The organism is Pseudomonas sp. MWU12-2020 (genome assembly GCF_023100605.1).
Classification (GTDB): Bacteria; Pseudomonadota; Gammaproteobacteria; order Pseudomonadales; family Pseudomonadaceae; genus Aquipseudomonas; species Aquipseudomonas fluorescens_H.
Map to the genome: position 1 here is coordinate 200,982 of NZ_JALMEX010000010.1, position 19,630 is coordinate 220,611.

Consider the following 19,630-nt stretch of genomic DNA (forward strand, 5'->3'; position numbering starts at 1 on the left):
CCCGCCGTATCTGAATTGTCCTACGACTCTTCGACCACGCTGGTCGGCACAGGCTCGGGCGTTGGTGTCGGGCCTTCGCGGCGGTTTTCCTGAAACCAGTGCAGGGCGATCAGCACCAGGGTCGGCACGCCGAGCAACGCCGTGATCATGAAGAAGTTGTGGTAGCCGAACTTCTCGACCATTACCCCGGAATAACCGCCGATCAGGCGCGGCAGCAACAGCATGATCGAGCTGAGGAGGGCGTACTGGGTGGCCGAGAACTTCAGGTTGGTCAGACTCGACAGGTAGGCGACGAAGGCTGAGGTCGCCATCCCCGAACTGAAGTTGTCGAGGGAGATGGTCACCACCAGCATCTGCAGGTTCGGGCCCATGTCAGCCAGCATCACGAACAGCAGGTTGGTTGCCGCCGAAGCTGCGCCGCCAATGAACAGGATCGGCAGGATGCCGAAGCGCACGATCAGCAGACCGCCCATCCCGGCGCCGAGGAGGGTCATGATCAGGCCGAAGATCTTGCTGACGCTGGCGATCTGATCCTTGGTGAAGCCCTGGTCGATATAGAACACGTTGGCCATCACGCCCATCACCGTGTCGGACATCCGGTAAGTGGCGATCAGCCCGAGCAACAGCAATGCCTGCCAGCGGTAGCGCAGGATGAAGTCGTTGACCGGGGTCAGCACCGGCGCCAGGCCGCGACGGCCCATGGTCGACAGGCACAGGCCGGTGAGCAGGGTGTAGAGGATGGCGCGCAGAAAGGCGCGGTCTTCGAGCAACAGGTCGAGCGGGCTCATATTGCCGAACAGCACGCCGGCGAAATCGGTGTTGTAGAGCTGGGTGAACATCGCCGGAACCGACACCAGCAACACGATCAGCACGAATACCGAGGCCAGTTGATGCCCGAAACTGTAGCGGCCGGCCTGCAACTGCGTGCGCAGTGGCACTGGCGGTTCGCGCATCAGCAGCGAGGTCAGCAGGGCAGGGATCATCAATACCCCGAACAGGGCGTAGGTGCCGGTCCAGGCCGAGTGTTGATAGTTGAAACCGGTGGAGCCGAAGCCTTCGGCAAAGAACAGCGCGCCCGCCGTGGCGAGCAGGGCGGCGACGCGATAGCCGGACATGTAACTGGCAGCCAGCGCGGCCTGGCGGCTGTCGTCGGCGATTTCCAGGCGATAGGCGTCGACCGCGATGTCTTGGGTGGCGGAGGCGAAGGCGACGATGACGGCAATGGCGATCAGCCAGGACAGGTGTTTCTGCGGATCACAGAAGCCCATGCCGATCAGGCCCAGAATCACCAGGGTCTGCGAGAGCACCAGCCACGAACGGCGGCGGCCAAGCTTGCCCAATAAAGGCAGGCGCCATTGGTCGAGCAGCGGTGACCACACCCATTTGAAGGCGTAGGCCAGGCCTATCAGGCTGGCGTAGCCGATGGTTTCACGGGCAACACCGGCTTCACGCAGCCAGACGGAAAGCGTCGAAAACACCAGCATGTACGGCAGGCCGGCAGCAAAACCGAGCAACAACAGCACGAGCGTCGAAGGACTGGCATAGGCGGCGAGCGCGGCGCGCCAGGTTTTACGGGGCATGGGCTGAAGTCTGCCTCAAGATTGCGAAAACAAAGCGCGCACTCTAACCGCTGTGCTCTATCGGACGCCAGCCATGGCGCTGAATATCCACACGATTGTTCAGGACGGTGACGCCCTCAGAACGCAATCGTGCCCGTTGTTCGTCCCCCGATGGGCTGCCCGGCGGCAGGCTGATCCGACCGCCGGCGCCCAGTACCCGGTGCCACGGCAGCCTGGTATCGGCGGGTAGCTGGCTCAGGGTCCGGCCGACCCAGCGGGCGGCGCGCCCCAACCCCGCGAGTTCAGCCAACTGACCATAGCTGACCACTTTGCCCTCAGGTACTTGGGCAAGTGTCGAATAGAGCGCCGTGCGTCGGATTTGCGCCGGGCTTTCGTCGGGATGGGGTGGCTCTTTCACCTGCGCCGTTCCTGAACAAGAGGTGGTGGATGGGGTCAAGGGTAATCCGTCGGCGCGCAGATGAGAAATGAACTCAATGGAAATCGCCCGGTCAGTCCTTGTCAGGGTCTTATTCCTACGGATAATGCCGACCTTTTCTCGCAAACTTGAGCCCTCGATCCGCTTATGCTGTCCAGAACCTTGCTGTGCCTTGCTGTCTTCAGTGCCTCCACGCCGCTGCTTGCCGATACCGTCTGGTTAAAGAACGGTGACAAGTTGAGCGGTAAGATTTCCTTGTTCGACGGCGGCAAATTGCTGATCCAGACCCAGTATGCGGGGGCGGTCAGCATCGACTGGAAAGAGGTCAAGACCCTGCAAAGCGATCAGGAGCTGCTGGTCAAGCAGGACGCCTACAGCGGTGAAAAAGCCAAGTCGCTGACCGCCGCCGATGACGGCAAGGTCACCTTGGCCAACGGTGAGGCGCCGAAAACCGTGGAGCTGGCGAGTATCCAGCAGATTCTCAAACCGAAACCGGTAGTCGAGGATCTGGTGTGGAAGGGTAATGTTGGTCTGGCCCTGGATTATCAGCGTGCGGAAAAGGATACCGACGACTACGACATTGACTTCAAGACCACCGCGCGTCATGGCCGCTGGCGGCACACCGCCGAGGGCGAATACAACCGCGAAGTGCAGGACGAGCAGGTCACCACCAATAACTGGCGCGCCGAATACGCACTTGACCGCTTCCTCACCGACAAGTGGTTCTGGCAGGGTCGCCTGAACTACAAGCGTGACTATATTGAGGAACTGTCGCGTCAGCGCGTCGTTGGTACGGGTCCGGGCTACCAGTTCTGGGACGACGAACTGGGCGCGTTCTCGCTCGGTTCGTTGCTCAACCGCACCGATTACGAATACAGCGATGGCGGCAAGGACAACTTCTATTCGGTCGCCATGAAGTGGGATTACAACCGCTACCTGATCGGCAAAAAAGTCGAGTTCTTCACCAATGGCGAACTGGGCAAGCCACTCTCTGACGTAGCCAACTACGCGCTGGATGCCGAGATGGGCCTGCGCTACAAGGTCACCGACTGGGCGTCGCTCAACCTCAAGGCTGAACGCGACATCATCAGCGGCACCAAGGACGCGGATTTGAACAAGACCCGCTACACCGCAGGGTTTGGCGTGGCCTGGTAAAGCACAAGCAAAAGATCGCAGCCTGCGGCAGCGCCTACAAGGGGATGGTGTTCATCCTGTAGAAGCTGCCGCAGGCTGCGATCTTTTTTTGCGCGTGGAAAAACACACGCCCACAAAAAAGCCCCGCTTTGAGGGCGGGGCTCTTTTCTAAAGAAGCTACAAGTTAGATAACTTGTACTTCTTCAGCTTGCATGCCTTTCTGACCGCGGGTAGCGATGAAAGAAACCTGTTGGCCTTCTTTCAGGCTTTTGAAGCCGTCGGATTGGATAGCTTTGAAGTGAACGAACAGGTCGTCACCGGATTGTGGAGTGATGAAGCCGAAGCCTTTTTCATCGTTGAACCACTTAACGGTACCGGTTTGGCGATTAGACATGGTGTAACTCCTTGAACAAAGATAACTGCGACTCAGGAAGAACCCTGGCCGAGACTGAGTGCAAAGAGCAGGAAAAATTCTTGTAGATGGTTGGATCGAAATTCAACATATCGTGTAGAGATTCTCAGTGACACAAGCAACACAGTGGCGCCACCTTAACCCTTTTTCCGGAACGTGCCAATGTTTCTTGCGAAGGTTTCTCTGTTTTAGGGATCGGCGGTGTGACAGTTCGTCGCCAGAACCCGTATTTCCAGCGTGTTCGGCGAGAATTTCAGTGTGGACTTTGAACACGGCGGCGCGCCCGGTAAGATGCCGGACAGATTTTTTCCACCTCGCTATTCAGGACACCCGCCATGAGCATCAAATCGGACAAGTGGATTCGCCGCATGGCGCAGGAACACGGCATGATCGAGCCTTTCGTCGAGCGCCAGGTGCGCGGCAGCGACGACAGCCGTGTGATTTCCTACGGTGTGTCGAGCTACGGCTACGATGTGCGCTGCACCAACCATTTCAAGGTGTTCACCAACATCAATTCGGCGATCGTCGATCCGAAGAACTTCGACGCCGGCAGCTTCGTCGACATTCACAGCGACGTCTGCATCATTCCGCCGAACTCCTTCGCCCTGGCCAGCACCGTCGAATACTTCCGCATTCCGCGCAACGTATTGACCATCTGCCTGGGTAAAAGCACCTACGCGCGCTGCGGCATCATCGTCAACGTCACTCCGCTCGAGCCTGAGTGGGAAGGTCACGTGACGCTGGAATTCTCCAACACCACCAACCTGCCGGCGAAAATCTACGCCAACGAAGGCGTGGCGCAGATGCTGTTCCTCGAATCCGACGAGCAGTGCGAAGTTTCGTACAAGGATCGCGGCGGTAAATATCAGGGCCAGCGTGGCGTGACTCTGCCGCGTACCTGATCCATCCGGCAGTTCGCGGGAATTCTTTGGCGGGCAGACACTCTATGGGGTGTACTGCCCGTTTTTGCTTCTGGCAAAGCGGGCCTTCGCCGAGGAGGGTTCCATGAAGATCGATCCGCATATCACCGCCGAACTGGCAAGGCTTGAGCCCAATCAGGTTGGCGTACTGGCCTGGTCTCTGCTGGCACACCCGCTGAACATGGCCGGCGGGATTCCCGGCCAGCCTGATCCCGACACCCCCAACGAACAACCGACCGAACCGGGCGAGCCAACGCTGCCGGACGAGCCGCCACCCGCGCCAGTGGCCTGAGCCACTGCCCCATGAATGGCCAGTCAGCTGAGGTTTGCCCAAGACCTCAGCTGACTGGCCATATTTCGTCACCACCGATGACAAAAATCCTGCAGGCGTCATCCTTCTCCACCGCAAAGCCGCCGGTAAACGCGCCAAACGCCGGCAGCAGACTCAAGCGTTCGCCCAGGCGGAAACATGCCAGCCGTAAACGCTGCCGCCCCTTGCCATTGAGCCGATAGACCGGATGCACGTGCCCGGCCAGCACATGGCGTTCGGGATGCGGGTCGGGTTCGTGCTGCAAGGCAAACGGCCCGAGCAGCAGCGGCTCCGGCACTACCCGGATGTTCAACGACTGGGGCGGATCGCCGGCGCGTTTGTCGTGATTGCCACGAATCAGCGTCATCGGCAGATCGGCATGACGTGCACGCCATTCGGCCAAGGCATTCAGGGTGCCCGCTGCATGCGAACCGGGGCCGTGCAGAAAGTCGCCGAGGAAAATCAGCTGCCGGCAGGGCAGTCTCGCCAGCAAGCGGTCGAGCACTTCGATGTTGGCCGCCGTGGTGCCCTGCGGCACTGGCTGGCCGAGGCTGCGGTAGGCCGCAGCCTTGCCGAAATGCACATCGGCGATCAGCAGCGCTTGCTGCGCCGGCCAGTACAGGGCCTTTTCCGGCAGCAACCAGAGTTCCTCACCGGCCAGGCGCACGGGATAAGCTGCGCTCATGAGGTTTTACCCTTGTCCGCGGATTTTTCCAGATCGCCGACCATGCGCCGGATACGGTCGGCGAGTTTTTCCGAACTCATGCTTTCGCGCATGCGCTCGACCAGTAATGGAAAGCCCAGCGGTGTAGGACGTTTAATCAGGTGCATGTCCAGTTTCATCCGGTTGATCCGCTCCAGTGTCTGTTCCAGACGACGAATATCCAGTTCTTCGCGTAGGACTTCTTCCCCGGCCTGAGCCAGCAGCAGGTTGTCGGTGTCGTATTGCTTGAACACTTCAAAGAACAACCCGCTGGAGGCCTGCACCTGACGGGTGCTTTTCGGCGCGCCGGGATAACCGGCGAACACCAGCCCGGCGATCCGCGCGATTTCACGGAAGCGCCGCAACGCCAGCTCCCCGGCATTGAGGCTGGCCAGCACGTCGCGCAACAGATGATCGGGGCTGAGCAGCGCCACATCGAGTTGCCCGGACCAATCGACCGGCGTGGCGCTGAGCAACTCCAGCCCGTAATCATTCACTGCAATCGAAAACGTCAGCGGCTGGCGCTGACTCACGCGCCACGCCAACAGGCTGGCGAGCCCCAGATGCGCCTGACGCCCGGCAAACGGGTAGAGGAAAAGGTGCCAGCCCTCGCGGGATTTCAGCACTTCGGCCAACAGGCTGTCGGAGGTAGGCAGGCCCGACCAGCGCGCCTGGGTTTGCAGCAATGGTTGCAGCGCCTGCATTTCCGGGCCGGCGAACTCACCCCGTGCTGCCGCCGTAAAGCGGCTGACCACGGCGGCGGCCAGTTCGTTGGAAAGCGGCATCCGCCCGCCATTCCAGCGCGGCACGGCGGCTTTTTTCGCGGTGCTGCGTTTGACGTACGCGGTCATGTTTTCCACGCGCACCAATTCCAGCAAACGCCCGGCGAACAGAAAACCGTCACCCGGTTTCAGGCGCGCGATAAAGCCTTCCTCGACACTGCCCAACTGCTTGCCGCCACCGCCCTTGCTCCAGAATTTCAGATGGATGCTCGCGTCGCTGACGATGGTGCCGATGCTCATGCGATGACGTCGCGCCAACCGCGCATCGGGGACACGCCAGACGCCGTGTTCGTCCGGTTCGACCCGGCGGTAATCCGGATAGGCTGTCAGAGAAAGCCCGCCGTGACGTACGAACGCCAGCGCCCAGGCCCAATCCGCCAAGGTGAGATCACGATAGGCCCAGGCGCCACGCACTTCTTCGTACAAATCTTGGGGAATAAAGCCACCGCCCAGCGCCATGCTGACCAAATGCTGCACCAGCACATCCAGCGGTTTATGCGGCGACAGACGCGGTTCGATGTGTCGTTGCTCCACCGCGTCGCCTGCGGCAGCGGCTTCGATCAGTTCCAGGCTGTGGGTCGGCACCAGCGTCACTCGCGAGGTGCGCCCCGGCGCGTGACCGGAGCGCCCGGCGCGTTGCATCAGTCGCGCCACGCCTTTGGCCGAACCGATTTGCAGCACCCGTTCCACCGGTAAAAAGTCCACGCCCAGATCCAGGCTCGAGGTGCAGACCACGGCTTTCAACTTTCCGTCCTTTAACGCTTGCTCGACCCAGTCGCGGGTCTCGCGGGACAGTGAGCTGTGGTGCAGCGCGATCAACCCGGCCCAGTCCGGCCGCGCTTCGAGCAACGCCTGATACCAGATCTCCGACTGCGCGCGGGTGTTGGTGAACACCAGGCTGCTGGCGCAGGCGTCGAGTTCGGCAACAACCTGCGGCAGCATCTTCAGGCCGATGTGCCCGGCCCAGGGAAAACGCTCGATGGCGGGTGGGATCAAGGTGTCGACCTTGAGTGATTTTTCGCTCTGGCCTTGCACGCTGATGCCACCGCCCTGTGGGATCAGCACCTGTTCGGCGTGGGCTTGATTACCGAGGGTAGCGGACACGCCCCAGACGATCAGCTCGGGTTGCCAGTGGCGCAGGCGGGCGAGGGCCAGTTGCAGCTGTACGCCGCGTTTGTTGCCAAGCAGCTCGTGCCATTCATCGACGACGATCATCCGCAGGCTCGACAAGGCAGTTTTGGCGTCGGCACGGGCGAGCAGCAGGGTCAGGCTTTCCGGGGTGGTGATCAGCGTGGTCGGCAGGCGCCGGCCCTGACGCGCGCGTTCGGCGCTGCTGGTGTCGCCGGTGCGCAGGCCGATGCTCCACGGGATCTGCAAATCGCTGACCGGCGCTTGCAGGGCGCGAGCAGTGTCGGCCGCGAGGGCGCGCATCGGCGTGATCCACAGCACGGTCAGTGGTTCGCTCTGGGGTTTGCGTTTGCTGGTTGTGGCTGCGGGCGCGGCCAAACGGGCGAAGCGGTTGAGCGCAGCGAACCACACCGCATAGGTTTTACCGGCGCCGGTACTGGCGTGGAGCAGGCCTGACTGACCTTTTTTAACGGCGGCCCAGACGTTTTTCTGAAAGGCGAACGGCTTCCAGCCGCGTGCGCTGAACCAGAGTTTTGCGAAGTCGGTGGAGGTGGACATACCGGCGGCTTGCGCTCTGAAGGTGTTCCTTCAGTGACCGCGCCGTTGAGGGACAAGTTTAATTTTGTGCGAGCACATACCCCTGTGGGAGCGGGCTTGCTCGCGAAAGCGGTGTGCCAGTTAGAACAGTTTTGACTGACACACCGCTTTCGCGAGCAAGCCCGCTCCCACAGGGGAACTGTGTACGGGGTTACTTGAGGTTACCGCTGAGGAACTGCTTCAGCCGTTCACTCTTCGGATTGCCCAGCACATCTTCCGGCGCACCTTCTTCTTCCACCAGCCCTTGATGCAGAAACAGCACCTGACTCGATACCTTGCGTGCAAAGCTCATTTCATGGGTGACCATGATCATCGTCCGGCCTTCTTCAGCCAGACCCTGAATCACCCGTAACACCTCACCCACTAGCTCCGGGTCGAGCGCCGAGGTCGGTTCGTCGAATAGCATGACTTCCGGTTCCATCGCCAGCGCCCGGGCAATCGCCACCCGCTGTTGCTGGCCGCCAGAGAGAAACGCCGGGTATTGATCGGCAACCCGTGCGGGCAGGCCGACCTTGTCCAGGTAACGGCGGGCGCGGTCTTCGGCTTCCTGCTTGCTGCAACCCAGCACCCGGCGCGGGGCCATGGTGATGTTTTCCAGCACGGTCATGTGGCTCCACAGGTTGAAGTGCTGGAACACCATCGCCAGGCGCGTGCGCAGGCGTTGCAACTCGTTCGGGTCGGCGACGTGCATGCCGTGGCGGTCGGTGACCATGCGGATCGCCTGGCCATCGAGGCTCATGGCGCCATCGTTGGGTTGTTCGAGGAAGTTGATGCAGCGCAAAAAGGTGCTTTTGCCCGAGCCGCTGGCGCCGATCAGGCTGATCACGTCGCCGGTTTTGGCCTTGAGCGAAACGCCTTTGAGTACCTGATGGTCGCCGTAGCTTTTGTGCAGACCTTCAACAGTCAATTTGTACATGGGACAGACATCCTCAAGGCGAAAGTAGGTAGCCGCTGCGATAGGCTTCGGCGCCCGCCACGTGGGCGATGACCATTCCGGCAGTGGCCATGCGCCGCAGCGAGCGGGCGTACATCACGCCGGCAGCGGTACAGCAAATAGAGGTCACCCGATCAGTGATCGGGTCGATGATTTCGGCAATCTGTTGCCCGGCGTCGAGGTATTGCCCGGCCTGTGCGGTGTACACCAGCAGGCCGCCAACGGGCGTCACCACCGGTTCGACACCCGCCAGTGGCGTGGCGGCGAAGGGCAGCGACGGCAACGCTGCCGGTTCGCCGACAATCGCGCCGAATTGCACCAGGTAGTCGAGCAATGCCTGGCAATCACGGCTGGCCATCGGATGATTGACGTCACCCTGGCCGCGCAATTCGACGGTCACCGAAAAGCTGCCCAGCGGAATCGCGAAGTGCTCGCCAAAGCGTTCCTGCAGTTGCCACCACAGCAGGGTGAAGCATTCGTCGAACGACTGGCCGCCGGAATCGGTGGCCAGCAGACTGGCCTGGGCTTCGATGTAACGCGCCAGCGGCTCGACCTGCGGCCACGCCTCGGGCGTGGTGTAGAGATGAACCACCGATTCGAAATCGCAATGCAGGTCCAGCACCATGTCGGCATCGCACGCCAGCCGTTGCAGGGTCAGGCGCTGGGACTGCAGTTGCGTGGCGGCGGTCTGGCGGGCGAGGGCGTTGCGCAGGCTGGTGCGGATCAGCTCAAGGTTGCGCTGCGGGTCGTCGCCCAGCTTGCCCTCGATGTCGTTGCCGATTTCTTCGCTGAGGTCGACGAACCAGCGATTGAAATTCTGCCCGCTCTCCAGTTCGTAACGGCCCAGCGGCACGTCCATCAGCACTTGTTCAAGGCCGACCGGATTGGCTACCGGCACCAGCACGATCTGGCTACGCAGGCGCCCGGCGGCTTCCAGATCCGCCAAGCGCTGCTTGAGATGCCAGGCGACGAGCATGCCGGGCATTTCATCGGCATGCAGCGAGGACTGGATGTAGATCTTGCCTTGGGCCTGCTCCGGGCCGAAGTGGAAGCTGTGGATCTGTCGTGCGGTCCCCGGCACCGGGGCCAACAGGTCATGGATCTGGTGTCGCATTACAGGTTTTCCTAGTGGGTCGGCCCGAGGAACGCCAGCCATCGGCGTTCGGCGAGGCGGAACAGGCCGACCAGCGCAAAGGTAATGGTCAGGTAGATCAGCGCGGCGATGCCGAACGACTGGAAGGTCAGGTAGGTCGCCGAGTTGGCGTCCCGCGCAACTTTCAGGATGTCGGGGATGGTCGCGGTGAAGGCCACGGTGGTCGAGTGCAGCATCAGGATCACTTCGTTGCTGTAATACGGCAACGAGCGACGCAGCGCTGACGGCATGATCACGTAGGCGTACAGCTTCCAGCCGGTCAGACCGTAGGCCTTGGCCGCTTCGACTTCGCCATGGTTCATGCTGCGGATCGCCCCGGCGAAAATCTCCGTGGTGTAAGCGCAGGTGTTCAGGGCGAACGCGAGGATCGTGCAGTTCATCGCATCGCGAAAGAAACTGTCGAGCAACGGCTGCGCGCGCACGGCGGCCAGGCTGTAGATCCCGGTGTAGCAGATCAGCAACTGGATGTAGAGCGGCGTGCCCCGGAACAGGTAGGTGTAGAACTGCACCGGCCAGCGCACATAGAAGTGCGAGGACACCCGGGCAATCGACAACGGGATCGACACCAGAAAGCCAATGAAGATCGAGGCGCTGAGCAGCCACATCGTCATCGCCAGCCCGGTGATGTTGTTGCCGTCGGTATAAAGGAAGGGTTTCCAGTATTCCTGCAGGAGTTCGATCATCGTACGGCCTCCCGGGCACCGGCGGCGTAGCGACGCTCGAGCCAGCGCAGGATGACGTTCGAAGCACTGGTGATCAGCAGATAGATCAAGGCGGCGAGTACCAGGAAGTAGAACAGTTGATAGGTGCTTTTACCGGCGTCCTGCGCGGCTTTGACCAGATCCGCCAGACCGATGATCGACACCAGCGCGGTGGCCTTGAGCATCACCATCCAGTTGTTGCCGATGCCCGGCAGGGCGAAGCGCATCATTTGCGGGAACACCACGAAGCGAAAACGCTGGCCACGCTTGAGGCCGTAGGCGGTGGCCGCTTCGACCTGACCGCGCGGTACGGCGAGGATCGCCCCACGGAAGGTTTCGGTGAAATACGCGCCATAGATGAAGCCCAGGGTGATCACCCCGGCGGTGAAAGAGTCGATTTCGATGTAGTCCCACTCCATGACGTCGGTCAGGGCCGTCAGCCAGGTTTGCAGGCTGTAGAAGATCAACAGCATCAGCACCAGATCCGGCACCCCGCGAATCAGCGTGGTGTAGAGCTGGGCAGGCAGGCGCAGCAGTTTCGATTTCGACAGTTTGGCACTGGCGCCCAGGAGGCCGAGCAACACGGCCACCAGCAGCGACAACGCCGACAATTTGATGGTCATCCAGGTGCCTTCCAACAGCAACGGGCCGAAACCCTTGAGGCTGAAGGCGGAGAGCCCCAGATTTTGTAAGAGGTTTTCGAACATAAATCAGCAACCTGAGCGGATGGAAAAGGCGCCCATCGAGTGATGGGCGCCAGGGCATTATTTACCGCTGTACAGATTCAGATCGCCAAAGTGTTTCTTTTGAATCTCGGCGTATTTGCCGTCATCGTGTAACGCTTTGATACCTTTATCTAAAAGCGCCTTCAGCTCTTTGTTACCTTTCTTAATACCGACAGCGGTTTTGGCTGGCAGCAATTCGCTGTCGACCGGCTTGCTCACTTCATAGTTGGCGCCATCCGGCGACTTCAAAAAGCCCAGTTCGGCTTGCAGCATGTCCTGGATCGAGGCGTCGAGACGGCCGTTTTTCAGGTCGGCGTAGACCTGATCCTGGTTGGCGTAAGCCTGGATTTTCACCCCGGCCTTCTCCAGCACAGCCTTGGCGTAGGCTTCCTGGATGGTGCCTTGCTCGTAACCGACCGACTTACCCTTGAGGGAAGCGACGTCATCGCTCAGGCCGGAACCCTTCTTGAACACGTAGGAAGTCGGGCCGGAGAACAGCTCGCTGGAGAAATCGATCGCCTTTTCACGGGCCGGGGTCACGGTCATCGACGAGATCACACCGTCGAATTTGTTGGCGTTGAGGCCCGGAATCATGCCGTCGAAGTCGCTTTCAACCCATTTGCACTTGACCTTCAGCTCGGCGCAGATCGCGTTGCCCAGGTCGATGTCGAAGCCCACCAGGCTGCCGTCGGCCGCTTTCGACTCGAACGGTGCGTAGGAAGGATCAACGCCAAAACGCAGCTCTTTGTATTCCTTGGCCAGCGCGGAGCCGGCAGCCATGCACAACGCCAGTGCAGAAAGGGTCAGCAATGCTTTTTTCATTATTCAATCCCTAAGAACCAATATGAGCGCTTGTGGCGCAGAATTATTGTTACTGCAACGCGTACGACCTATAGAAAGTAGCAATTTCCGAACCAGAGTCCCGAACAAGTGTTTTAAAAGGTTGGGGGAGGGAGGAGGGAGAAGGATTGGTGCACAAGAATGGGCGGCCGTTGAAGGCTGCACCAACTTGGGTCGTTAAGGGATGGGATGAGCCCTTGTGGCGAGGGAGCTTGCTCCCGCTGGAGGGCGAAGCACTCCCCTGGATTTTTCAGACAGACCGTTTTTTGCGACTGCTGCGCAGCCGAGCGGGAGCAAGCTCCCTCGCCACAGGGCGTTCATCCAGTTAAATGTGATCGGTGTCCCCGGAAACCGGGTCAGGCCAGCAAATCCTGCAGCGTCGCCAGGCTGTCGGCCTCATCCACCGTCTTGTCCTGCCGCCAGCGCAGCATTCGCGGAAAGCGCACGGCGATCCCGCTCTTGTGCCGTCGCGACAGGGCGATGCCTTCGAAACCCAGTTCGAACACCAGACTCGGCTTGACGCTGCTGACCGGGCCGAATTTTTCCACGGTGGTCTTGCGCACGATGCTGTCGACCTGGCGCATTTCCTCGTCGGTCAGCCCCGAATAGGCCTTGGCGAACGGCACCAGCGCTCGTTGGCTGGATTCTGGCGGGCCGTCCCACACGGCGAAGGTGTAATCGCTGTACAGACTGGCGCGCCGGCCATGTCCGCGCTGGGCGTAGATCAACACCGCATCGACGCTGAACGGGTCAACTTTCCACTTCCACCACACGCCCATGTCCTTGGTCCGGCCCACGCCATACAGGGCATCGCGGGCCTTGAGCATCATGCCCTCGACCCCCAGTCGCCGCGAGGCTTCACGCTGACGGGCGAGGTCGAACCAGTCGCTGCCGGTCAGAATCGGCGAGGGCAGTAACACCGGGTTGTTACCGTGGGCGATGACTTGCTCCAGTTGCGCCCGCCGTTCGGCCTGCGGACGGTTGCGCCAGTCTTCGCCCTGCCACTCCAGCAAGTCGTAGGCGAGCACCACCACCGGCACTTCTTCGAGGATTTTCTTGTCGAGGGTTTTGCGCCCGATGCGTTGCTGCAGCAGGGCGAACGGTTGCACCGCCGGCGGTGCGCTCGATTGCGGATCGAAGGCGTCTTCGGTGCTCGGATGAGTGCTTTTCCAGACCACGATTTCCCCGTCGATCACCGTGCCGTCGGGTAACGCGTGAACCAGTGTGTCGAACTCGGGAAAGCGCTCGGTGACCAGTTCTTCACCCCGCGACCAGACCCACAGCCGACCCTCGCGCTTGACCACCTGCGCGCGGATGCCATCCCACTTCCATTCCACCTGCCAGTGGCTCGCCGGCCCCAATAGCCCTTCAAATTCCTCGACCGGTTGCGACAAGGCGTGGGCGAGGAAGAACGGGTAGGGCTGGCCGCCGCGCTGGGCGTGTTCGTCGGCGGACTCCGGCGCGATCAGTTTCAGGTAGCTGGCCGCGTTCGGCCGGTTCGACAGGTCGGTGTAACCCACCAGTCGTTGCGCCACGCGTTTGCTGTCGAGCCCTGCCATCGACGCCAGAGCGCGAGTGACCAGCAATTTCGACACGCCGACGCGGAAGCTGCCGGTGATCAACTTTATGCACAGCATCAGGCTCGGCCGATCCAGTTGCGCCCACAGCGCGGGCAGTTGGCGGGCGAGGTATTCCGGGGTTTCACCGCGCAGCGGCAGCAGCTTGTCTTCGATCCATTCGGCGAGGCCCGCCGCGGAGCTGTGCGAATTCTCCGGTAGCACCAGGGAAATGGTTTCCGCCAGATCGCCGACGGACTGATAACTTTCCTCGAACAGCCATGGTTGCAGCCCCGAGACCTCTACCGCCAGTTCGCGCAGGATGCGCACCGGCACCAATTGCCGTGGGCGCCCACCGGACAGGAAGTACACCGCCCACGCCGCATCCTGCGGTGCAGCCTGGGCGAAGTAACTTTGCATCGCCGCCAGTTTGGCGTTGCTGGACGTGGTGGCGTCGAGTTCGGCGTACAACTCGGCGAAGGCTTTCATGCTTGCACCTCGGCGATGGCAGGTTCGGCGTCGATGTTTTCCTCTTCGTCGTCGCCGTACTCGGTGTTGAAACCCTGCGCGTCCAGGCCTTGTTCACGCAGATGGCGCACCAGCACGCCGATTGAACCGTGGGTCACCATCACGCGCTCGGCGCCGGTCTGTTCGATGGCCCAGAGCAGGCCCGGCCAGTCGGCGTGGTCCGACAGCACAAAGCCGCGATCCACCCCACGACGCCGCCGAGTACCGCGCAGGCGCATCCAGCCGCTGGCGAAGGCATCACTGAAATCACCGAAACGGCGCATCCAGGTGCTGCCACCGGCCGAGGGCGGGGCGATCACCAGCGCTTGACGCATGATCGGGTCGGACTTTTTGATGTCGCCGGCATAAATCGTCGGCGGCAGGTACACGCCGGCCTCGCGGTAGACCCGGTTCAGCGGCTCGACCGCGCCGTGGCTGAGGATCGGGCCGAGGCTGGCGTCGATCCCGTGCAGAATTCGCTGGGCTTTGCCGAACGAATAACAGAGCAGCACGCTGGCCTTGCCCGCCGCGATGTTCGCCTGCCACCACTGATTGATCTCGCTGAACACCTGCGCCTGCGGCTGCCAGCGGTAGATCGGCAGGCCGAACGTCGATTCGGTGATGAAGGTGTGGCAGCGCACCGGTTCGAACGGCGCGCAGGTGCCATCGGGTTCGATTTTGTAATCCCCCGACGCGACCCAGACTTCACCGCCGTATTCCAGACGCACCTGGGCCGAACCGAGCACATGCCCGGCAGGATGGAAACTCAAGGTCACCCCGTGGTGGGTCAGCCGCTGGCCGTAGGCGAGGGTTTGCAGGTTGATGTCCTGACCCAGACGCGCACGCAAAATCCCTTCGCTGGCGCTGCTGGCAAGGTAGTGCTGATTGCCGTTACGGGCGTGATCGCCGTGGGCATGAGTGATCACCGAGCGCTCGACCGGGCGCCACGGGTCAATGTAGAAGTCCCCGGCCGGGCAATACAAACCTTCGGGGCGGGCGATAACAAGGTCCATGTCGTTACCAGAATGGAGGGCTTGTTAGCTAAGAGGTTGGCGCGAGTCCGGAAGTTCTATCGATTATTTCCCAGGCGATGCAAAACCAATGTGGGAGCGGGCTTGCTCGCGAATGCAGTGTGTCAGGCAATACAAAATCGCCTGACACGACGCCTTCGCGAGCAAGCCCGCTCCCACAGGGAGGGATTGCGTTTATTTGCTCGGGGTGAGGGTCAAACGCGTCTTGCCATACACCCGGTCAAAGTTCTGCGGCTGCATCGGCAAGCCGATGTACTGGCCCTTGAGCCACGCATCGATGCCGTTGAGGTAGTTCGGGCTCGCCGGGTTGCCGGACTGGCCGGTGCCGTTCTGGCCCATCAGCGGCTCGCTCTGGCTGAAGTCGACGATGAAACGCATCGACGGCGCCCGCGTGGTGTTGAAGTCCTTGCCCCAGGCAAACGCCGCGGTATTGAGCGTGGTGTGATCGCCGCCGGCTGCCAGCGGCCCGCGAACGGTCTGGCCGTTGGCGTTTTTCCACGTGTAGCCATGCAGTTTGCCCCACTGCCAGGCCTTGTGATCGCCACCCAACTGACTGTCGCCAGCGTTGATCGCGGCCGCCAGACTGCGCGCCAGAATCTGTGCCTTGTCTTCTTTTTGCGGTGTGCGGATGTCATCCCAGAACGGGCTGTCTTCACGCCCCAACAGGTGATCGGCCTGCGCCGAATAGGACAAGTCGCCATTGGCGATAAAGGCTTTCCACGCCGGGCTGGACTCGGGGCCAAGTTCGTCGAGGAAGATCTGCTTCATGCTTTCTTGCAGAAACAACTCGTAGATCGCCGCATCCGCCGACGTCGGGCTGAGCTTGCCGTCGAACGCCATCAATCGGGTCAACGCCTCGCGAGCCTTGCTGCGATCGGCTTCCGGCAGGGCGTCAATCGCCTGTTTCAGCGGCTGCTTCATGCCCGGCGCTTCGAACATTTTTTTCAGCTTGGCGGCAAACGTCGTGGTCTGGTCGTACTGCATGGCGATCACGCTGCGACCGTCCTGTTTGCCACTGCCGGCCAGTTCCGCCAGACGTTCGCCGCGCTCCGGCGCCGCCCAGGAGTTGGACAGTTGCATGCCGTAGCCATGGGGAATGACGCGCTGGTTGGCGGTGCCGAGCCAGCCCTGGGTCGGGTCCTGATCGTACGGGTGCAGCATCGGGTCGGCGTAACCGTCCCAGTCGTAGCGACCTTCCCAGCCCGGCGATGGCAGCAGGCCTTCGCCTTCACGACGGTTGGGGAAACGCCCGGTGACTTGCCAGCCGATGTTGCTGGCGTCGGCGAATACCATGTTCAGGGCGATGGCGCGGATCTCGCGACTGGCGTCCGAGGCGCGTTCAACGTTCTGTGCGCGGGTCAGGTCAAAAAACGCGTCCAGCGATTTGTCGTCGGTGAAGCTCGGTGTTTGCAGGGCCAGGCCAAAACCGTTGCCTTGTGCTGCCTGGGCACTGTTGAGCAGCGCGCCGTGGCGGGTTTCGTACACCGCTTCGCGAATCGGCCGCTGGCCTTTGACGAAATAGGTTTCGTTGCGCACGCCCAGCGGTTGCCACTTGCCGTTGACCTCATAGGTCAGGCTGTTGCCCTGACGGCGGATTTTTTCCAGAAACAGGTCCTGGTTGTCGCCGAGCACGCTGGTGGCGCTCCACGCGACTTTGCCGTTGAAACCGCCGAGGATCATCGGCAGACCGGCGACGGTGACACCGGCAGCCTGATATTTCGGTGCGCGGATCTGCAAGAAGCTCCACAGCGACGGTGCCGCCAGCGGGCCATGGCTGTCGCTGGCCAGAATGCTCTTGCCGCTGCGGCTGCGTTGCGGAGCGATCGCCCAGTTGTTCGACGTGCTGGCACCCAGCAGATTCATCGCTGCCAATTGCTGGCTGGCGTTGCTCAGTTCGGTGAGACCGGGGATCTGCCCGTTGAGCTTGAGGCCTTGCAGCTTGTCGGCCTCGGCCAGTGGCAGATTTTCATCGGGTGCGGACGGGGTCAGCCAGGCGAGTTTGTCGCTGGTCACGGTTTGCGCCAGCACCAGGGACGAGATCTCTTCCGGCAGGTTGGCCGACTGGCTGAAGTTCAGCAGCGCGAAGATCAGCGCCGAATCTTCCGGTTTCCAGTATTCCGGCTTGTAGCCACTGGAGGCGAGGTCGCCCGGCAACTTGTCGGCGTAGCGGAACAGGTAGGCGTTGACGCCCCGTGCATAGACTTCAAAGAAGCGCTGGAGCCGTGGCGACGAAGCCTTGTAAAGCTCGGCGGCGCTTTTCTTCAGGTTGACCGCACGCATGTAGCGGTCGGCATCGAGCATCGACGGCCCGGACATTTCCGCCAGACGTCCCTGAGCCAGCAGGCGCAGGGTGACCATCTGGTTGATGCGGTCGCTGGCATGAACATAGCCGAGACTGAACAGTGCGTCGTGGAAACTGTTGCTCTCGATCAACGGCATGCCTTGGGCATTGCGTCGCACCGAAACATTCTGCGCCAGGCCCTTGAGCGGTTGCACGCCGGAGGTGGGCGGGAGGGTGTCCTGAGCGTTCCAGGTCTGGCAACCGGACAGGCTCAAGACACCGGTCACTGCTGCGGCAACGCCGAACCGGGGAAGAAAATGTGTAAGGGCTGGCGAGGCCATGGCAAAGCTCCTGCGGGGGTGTAGAGGCTGGGGGCGCAATAAAGCCGCTACGTTAGTGAGCAGGAGGTGGCCGCGCAAGCGGGGGCAGGGGTTATTTGTGTATTTCTGTCGAATGGAAAAGATCGCAGCCTGCGGCAACTCCTGCATTGGATTGAGTACACCCTGCAGGAGCTGCCGAAGGCGGCGATCTTTTGCGCTTCAATCAGGCTTTCGGCGGGTTGATCTGCTGCACCAAGGCATACGCCTGCACCGTCGCCGGACGCTCCTTGATCCGGTTGAACCAGCGCAACACGTGCGGGAAGTCTTCAAGGTTCTGACTCTGCCACTTGTGCGAGACGATCCACGGGTAGATCGCCATGTCGGCGATGCTGTATTCGCTGCCGGCGACGAATTCGTGATCGGCCAGTTGCTTGTTCAACACACCGTAGAGGCGCGCGGTTTCGTCGATGTAGCGTTTGATCGCGTAGGGGATTTTTTCCGCGGCGAACTGGCTGAAGTGATGATTCTGTCCGGCCATCGGCCCCAGGCCGCCCATCTGCCAGAACAACCATTGCAACGCGGTTTGCCGGCCGCGCAGGTCTTTGGGCAGGAATTTGCCGGTCTTCTCCGCCAGATACAGCAGGATCGCTCCGGACTCGAACAGCGACAGCGGCTCACCGCCATCGGCCGGTTCGTGGTCGACGATCGCCGGAATCCGATTGTTCGGCGCGATCTTCAGAAAGTGTGGCTGAAACTGCTCGCCCTGGCTGATGTTGATCGGATGCACCTTGTAAGGCAGGCCAGCCTCCTCGAGGAACAGCGAAATTTTGTGGCCGTTGGGGGTGGTCCAGTAATACAGATCGATCATTGCAAACTCCAGATCAACAATTGGCTTGGTTGCGTAGAGCAAACGCCGGCAGCAGGTGGTCCCGTGTGTTCGATAGCTTGCTTAATAAGTGCAGGTGATGCTGAACTGCGGAAAATTCAATGACCCCCGTGAGAAAAATCGCCATGGAGCTGAAGGCCAACGCGGCACTGATCATCATCGACCAGCAACAAGGCATTCTGGAGCCGCGCCTGGGGCGGCGGAATAATCCGCAGGCCGAAGAACGCATGCTCGACTTGCTGGGGGCATGGCGCAGCCGCGGGCGACCGGTGATTCATGTGCAGCATCTGTCGCATTCGCCGGATTCGGTGTTCTGGCCCGAACAACCGGGGGTGGAGTTTCAGCCACGGTTTGCGCCGCAGCAAGGCGAGTGGCTGATCCAGAAACGCGTGCCGGATGCGTTTTGCGCTACGGGGCTGGAAGCGCAGTTGCGTGAGGCGGGGATCGGGCAATTGATCATTGTTGGTGTAGCGACCAACAACTCGGTGGAATCCACAGCGCGCACGGCGGGCAATCTGGGGTTTGAGGCGTGGGTGGCGGAGGATGCGTGTTTCACCTTCGACAAGGCCGATTACTTCGGCACACCGCGCTCAGCCGAAGAGGTGCACGGGATGTCGCTGGGGAATTTGCAGGGGGAGTATGCGACGGTGGTCAGTGCGAAGCAGATTCTGGCGGCCGTCTGAACAGTTTGGGGTGAATGTGCCGGCCCTTTCGC

General features: G+C 61.3%; 18 protein-coding genes. 4 read left to right on the forward strand and 14 right to left on the reverse strand.

Annotation, left to right across the window (positions count from 1 at the left end):
* Positions 1-20: 20 nt before the first annotated feature.
* Positions 21-1,580 (reverse strand): AmpG family muropeptide MFS transporter, encoded by a 1,560-nt coding sequence (locus M0814_RS21885; protein ID WP_003222302.1) that lies wholly within the window; start codon positions 1,578-1,580, stop codon positions 21-23.
* Between the two features lie 43 nt (positions 1,581-1,623).
* Positions 1,624-1,977, reverse strand: coding sequence for an MGMT family protein (locus M0814_RS21890; RefSeq protein ID WP_003222304.1), 354 nt, complete (start codon positions 1,975-1,977; stop codon positions 1,624-1,626).
* A 165-nt stretch (positions 1,978-2,142) separates the two neighbouring features.
* On the opposite strand from M0814_RS21890, the gene M0814_RS21895 reads away from it, so the two are divergent.
* Positions 2,143-3,150 (forward strand): DUF481 domain-containing protein, encoded by a 1,008-nt coding sequence (locus tag M0814_RS21895; protein WP_003222306.1) that lies wholly within the window; start codon positions 2,143-2,145, stop codon positions 3,148-3,150.
* A gap of 163 nt (positions 3,151-3,313) precedes the next feature.
* Here M0814_RS21895 and M0814_RS21900 read toward each other — a convergent pair whose 3' ends face one another.
* On the reverse strand, positions 3,314-3,523 hold the full coding sequence (locus M0814_RS21900) for a cold-shock protein (protein WP_002554837.1): 210 nt from the start codon (positions 3,521-3,523) through the stop codon (positions 3,314-3,316).
* 353 nt (positions 3,524-3,876) lie between these two features.
* Between M0814_RS21900 and dcd the strand changes: the two genes are divergently transcribed.
* Together dcd and M0814_RS21910 are read left to right on the forward strand one after the other, a co-directional pair.
* On the forward strand, positions 3,877-4,443 hold the full coding sequence (gene dcd / locus M0814_RS21905) for a dCTP deaminase (protein ID WP_003222308.1): 567 nt from the start codon (positions 3,877-3,879) through the stop codon (positions 4,441-4,443).
* Between the two features lie 103 nt (positions 4,444-4,546).
* Entirely contained in the window at positions 4,547-4,753 is a 207-nt protein-coding gene (locus tag M0814_RS21910) for a hypothetical protein (protein ID WP_003222309.1), read from the forward strand.
* A 46-nt stretch (positions 4,754-4,799) separates the two neighbouring features.
* Here the strand turns inward: M0814_RS21910 and pdeM are convergent, their stop codons facing one another.
* The 11 genes from pdeM to M0814_RS21965 all read right to left on the reverse strand — a co-directional run bounded on the left by pdeM (position 4,800) and on the right by M0814_RS21965 (position 18,897).
* Complete coding sequence (gene pdeM, locus M0814_RS21915; protein WP_103485618.1) at positions 4,800-5,456, reverse strand: ligase-associated DNA damage response endonuclease PdeM; 657 nt, start codon at positions 5,454-5,456, stop codon at positions 4,800-4,802.
* On the reverse strand, positions 5,453-7,942 hold the full coding sequence (locus M0814_RS21920; protein ID WP_103485617.1) for a ligase-associated DNA damage response DEXH box helicase: 2,490 nt from the start codon (positions 7,940-7,942) through the stop codon (positions 5,453-5,455). The genes pdeM and M0814_RS21920 overlap by 4 nt, the downstream gene beginning before the upstream one ends.
* Positions 7,943-8,132: 190 nt before the next feature.
* Positions 8,133-8,897 (reverse strand): ATP-binding cassette domain-containing protein, encoded by a 765-nt coding sequence (locus M0814_RS21925; RefSeq protein WP_003222314.1) that lies wholly within the window; start codon positions 8,895-8,897, stop codon positions 8,133-8,135.
* 13 nt (positions 8,898-8,910) lie between these two features.
* Positions 8,911-10,029 (reverse strand): succinylglutamate desuccinylase/aspartoacylase family protein, encoded by a 1,119-nt coding sequence (locus tag M0814_RS21930; protein WP_103485616.1) that lies wholly within the window; start codon positions 10,027-10,029, stop codon positions 8,911-8,913.
* Between the two features lie 11 nt (positions 10,030-10,040).
* The gene (locus tag M0814_RS21935) at positions 10,041-10,751 is read right to left on the reverse strand and encodes an ABC transporter permease (RefSeq protein ID WP_003222318.1); all 711 of its coding nucleotides are present in this window, start codon (positions 10,749-10,751) and stop codon (positions 10,041-10,043) included.
* Entirely contained in the window at positions 10,748-11,476 is a 729-nt protein-coding gene (locus M0814_RS21940) for an ABC transporter permease (RefSeq protein WP_003222319.1), read from the reverse strand. The genes M0814_RS21935 and M0814_RS21940 overlap by 4 nt, the downstream gene beginning before the upstream one ends.
* Positions 11,477-11,533: 57 nt before the next feature.
* On the reverse strand, positions 11,534-12,316 hold the full coding sequence (locus tag M0814_RS21945; protein WP_003222321.1) for a transporter substrate-binding domain-containing protein: 783 nt from the start codon (positions 12,314-12,316) through the stop codon (positions 11,534-11,536).
* 374 nt (positions 12,317-12,690) lie between these two features.
* Positions 12,691-14,379 (reverse strand): ATP-dependent DNA ligase, encoded by a 1,689-nt coding sequence (locus M0814_RS21950; protein ID WP_003222323.1) that lies wholly within the window; start codon positions 14,377-14,379, stop codon positions 12,691-12,693.
* Entirely contained in the window at positions 14,376-15,410 is a 1,035-nt protein-coding gene (locus M0814_RS21955; RefSeq protein WP_003222325.1) for a ligase-associated DNA damage response exonuclease, read from the reverse strand. The genes M0814_RS21950 and M0814_RS21955 overlap by 4 nt, the downstream gene beginning before the upstream one ends.
* A gap of 192 nt (positions 15,411-15,602) precedes the next feature.
* Complete coding sequence (locus tag M0814_RS21960; protein WP_103485615.1) at positions 15,603-18,050, reverse strand: penicillin acylase family protein; 2,448 nt, start codon at positions 18,048-18,050, stop codon at positions 15,603-15,605.
* Positions 18,051-18,252: 202 nt separating this feature from the next.
* Complete coding sequence (locus tag M0814_RS21965; protein ID WP_003222330.1) at positions 18,253-18,897, reverse strand: glutathione binding-like protein; 645 nt, start codon at positions 18,895-18,897, stop codon at positions 18,253-18,255.
* A 143-nt stretch (positions 18,898-19,040) separates the two neighbouring features.
* Here M0814_RS21965 and M0814_RS21970 point away from each other — a divergent pair, with 143 nt between their 5' ends.
* Positions 19,041-19,598, forward strand: coding sequence for a cysteine hydrolase family protein (locus M0814_RS21970; RefSeq protein WP_247868527.1), 558 nt, complete (start codon positions 19,041-19,043; stop codon positions 19,596-19,598).
* Positions 19,599-19,630 lie beyond the last annotated feature (32 nt).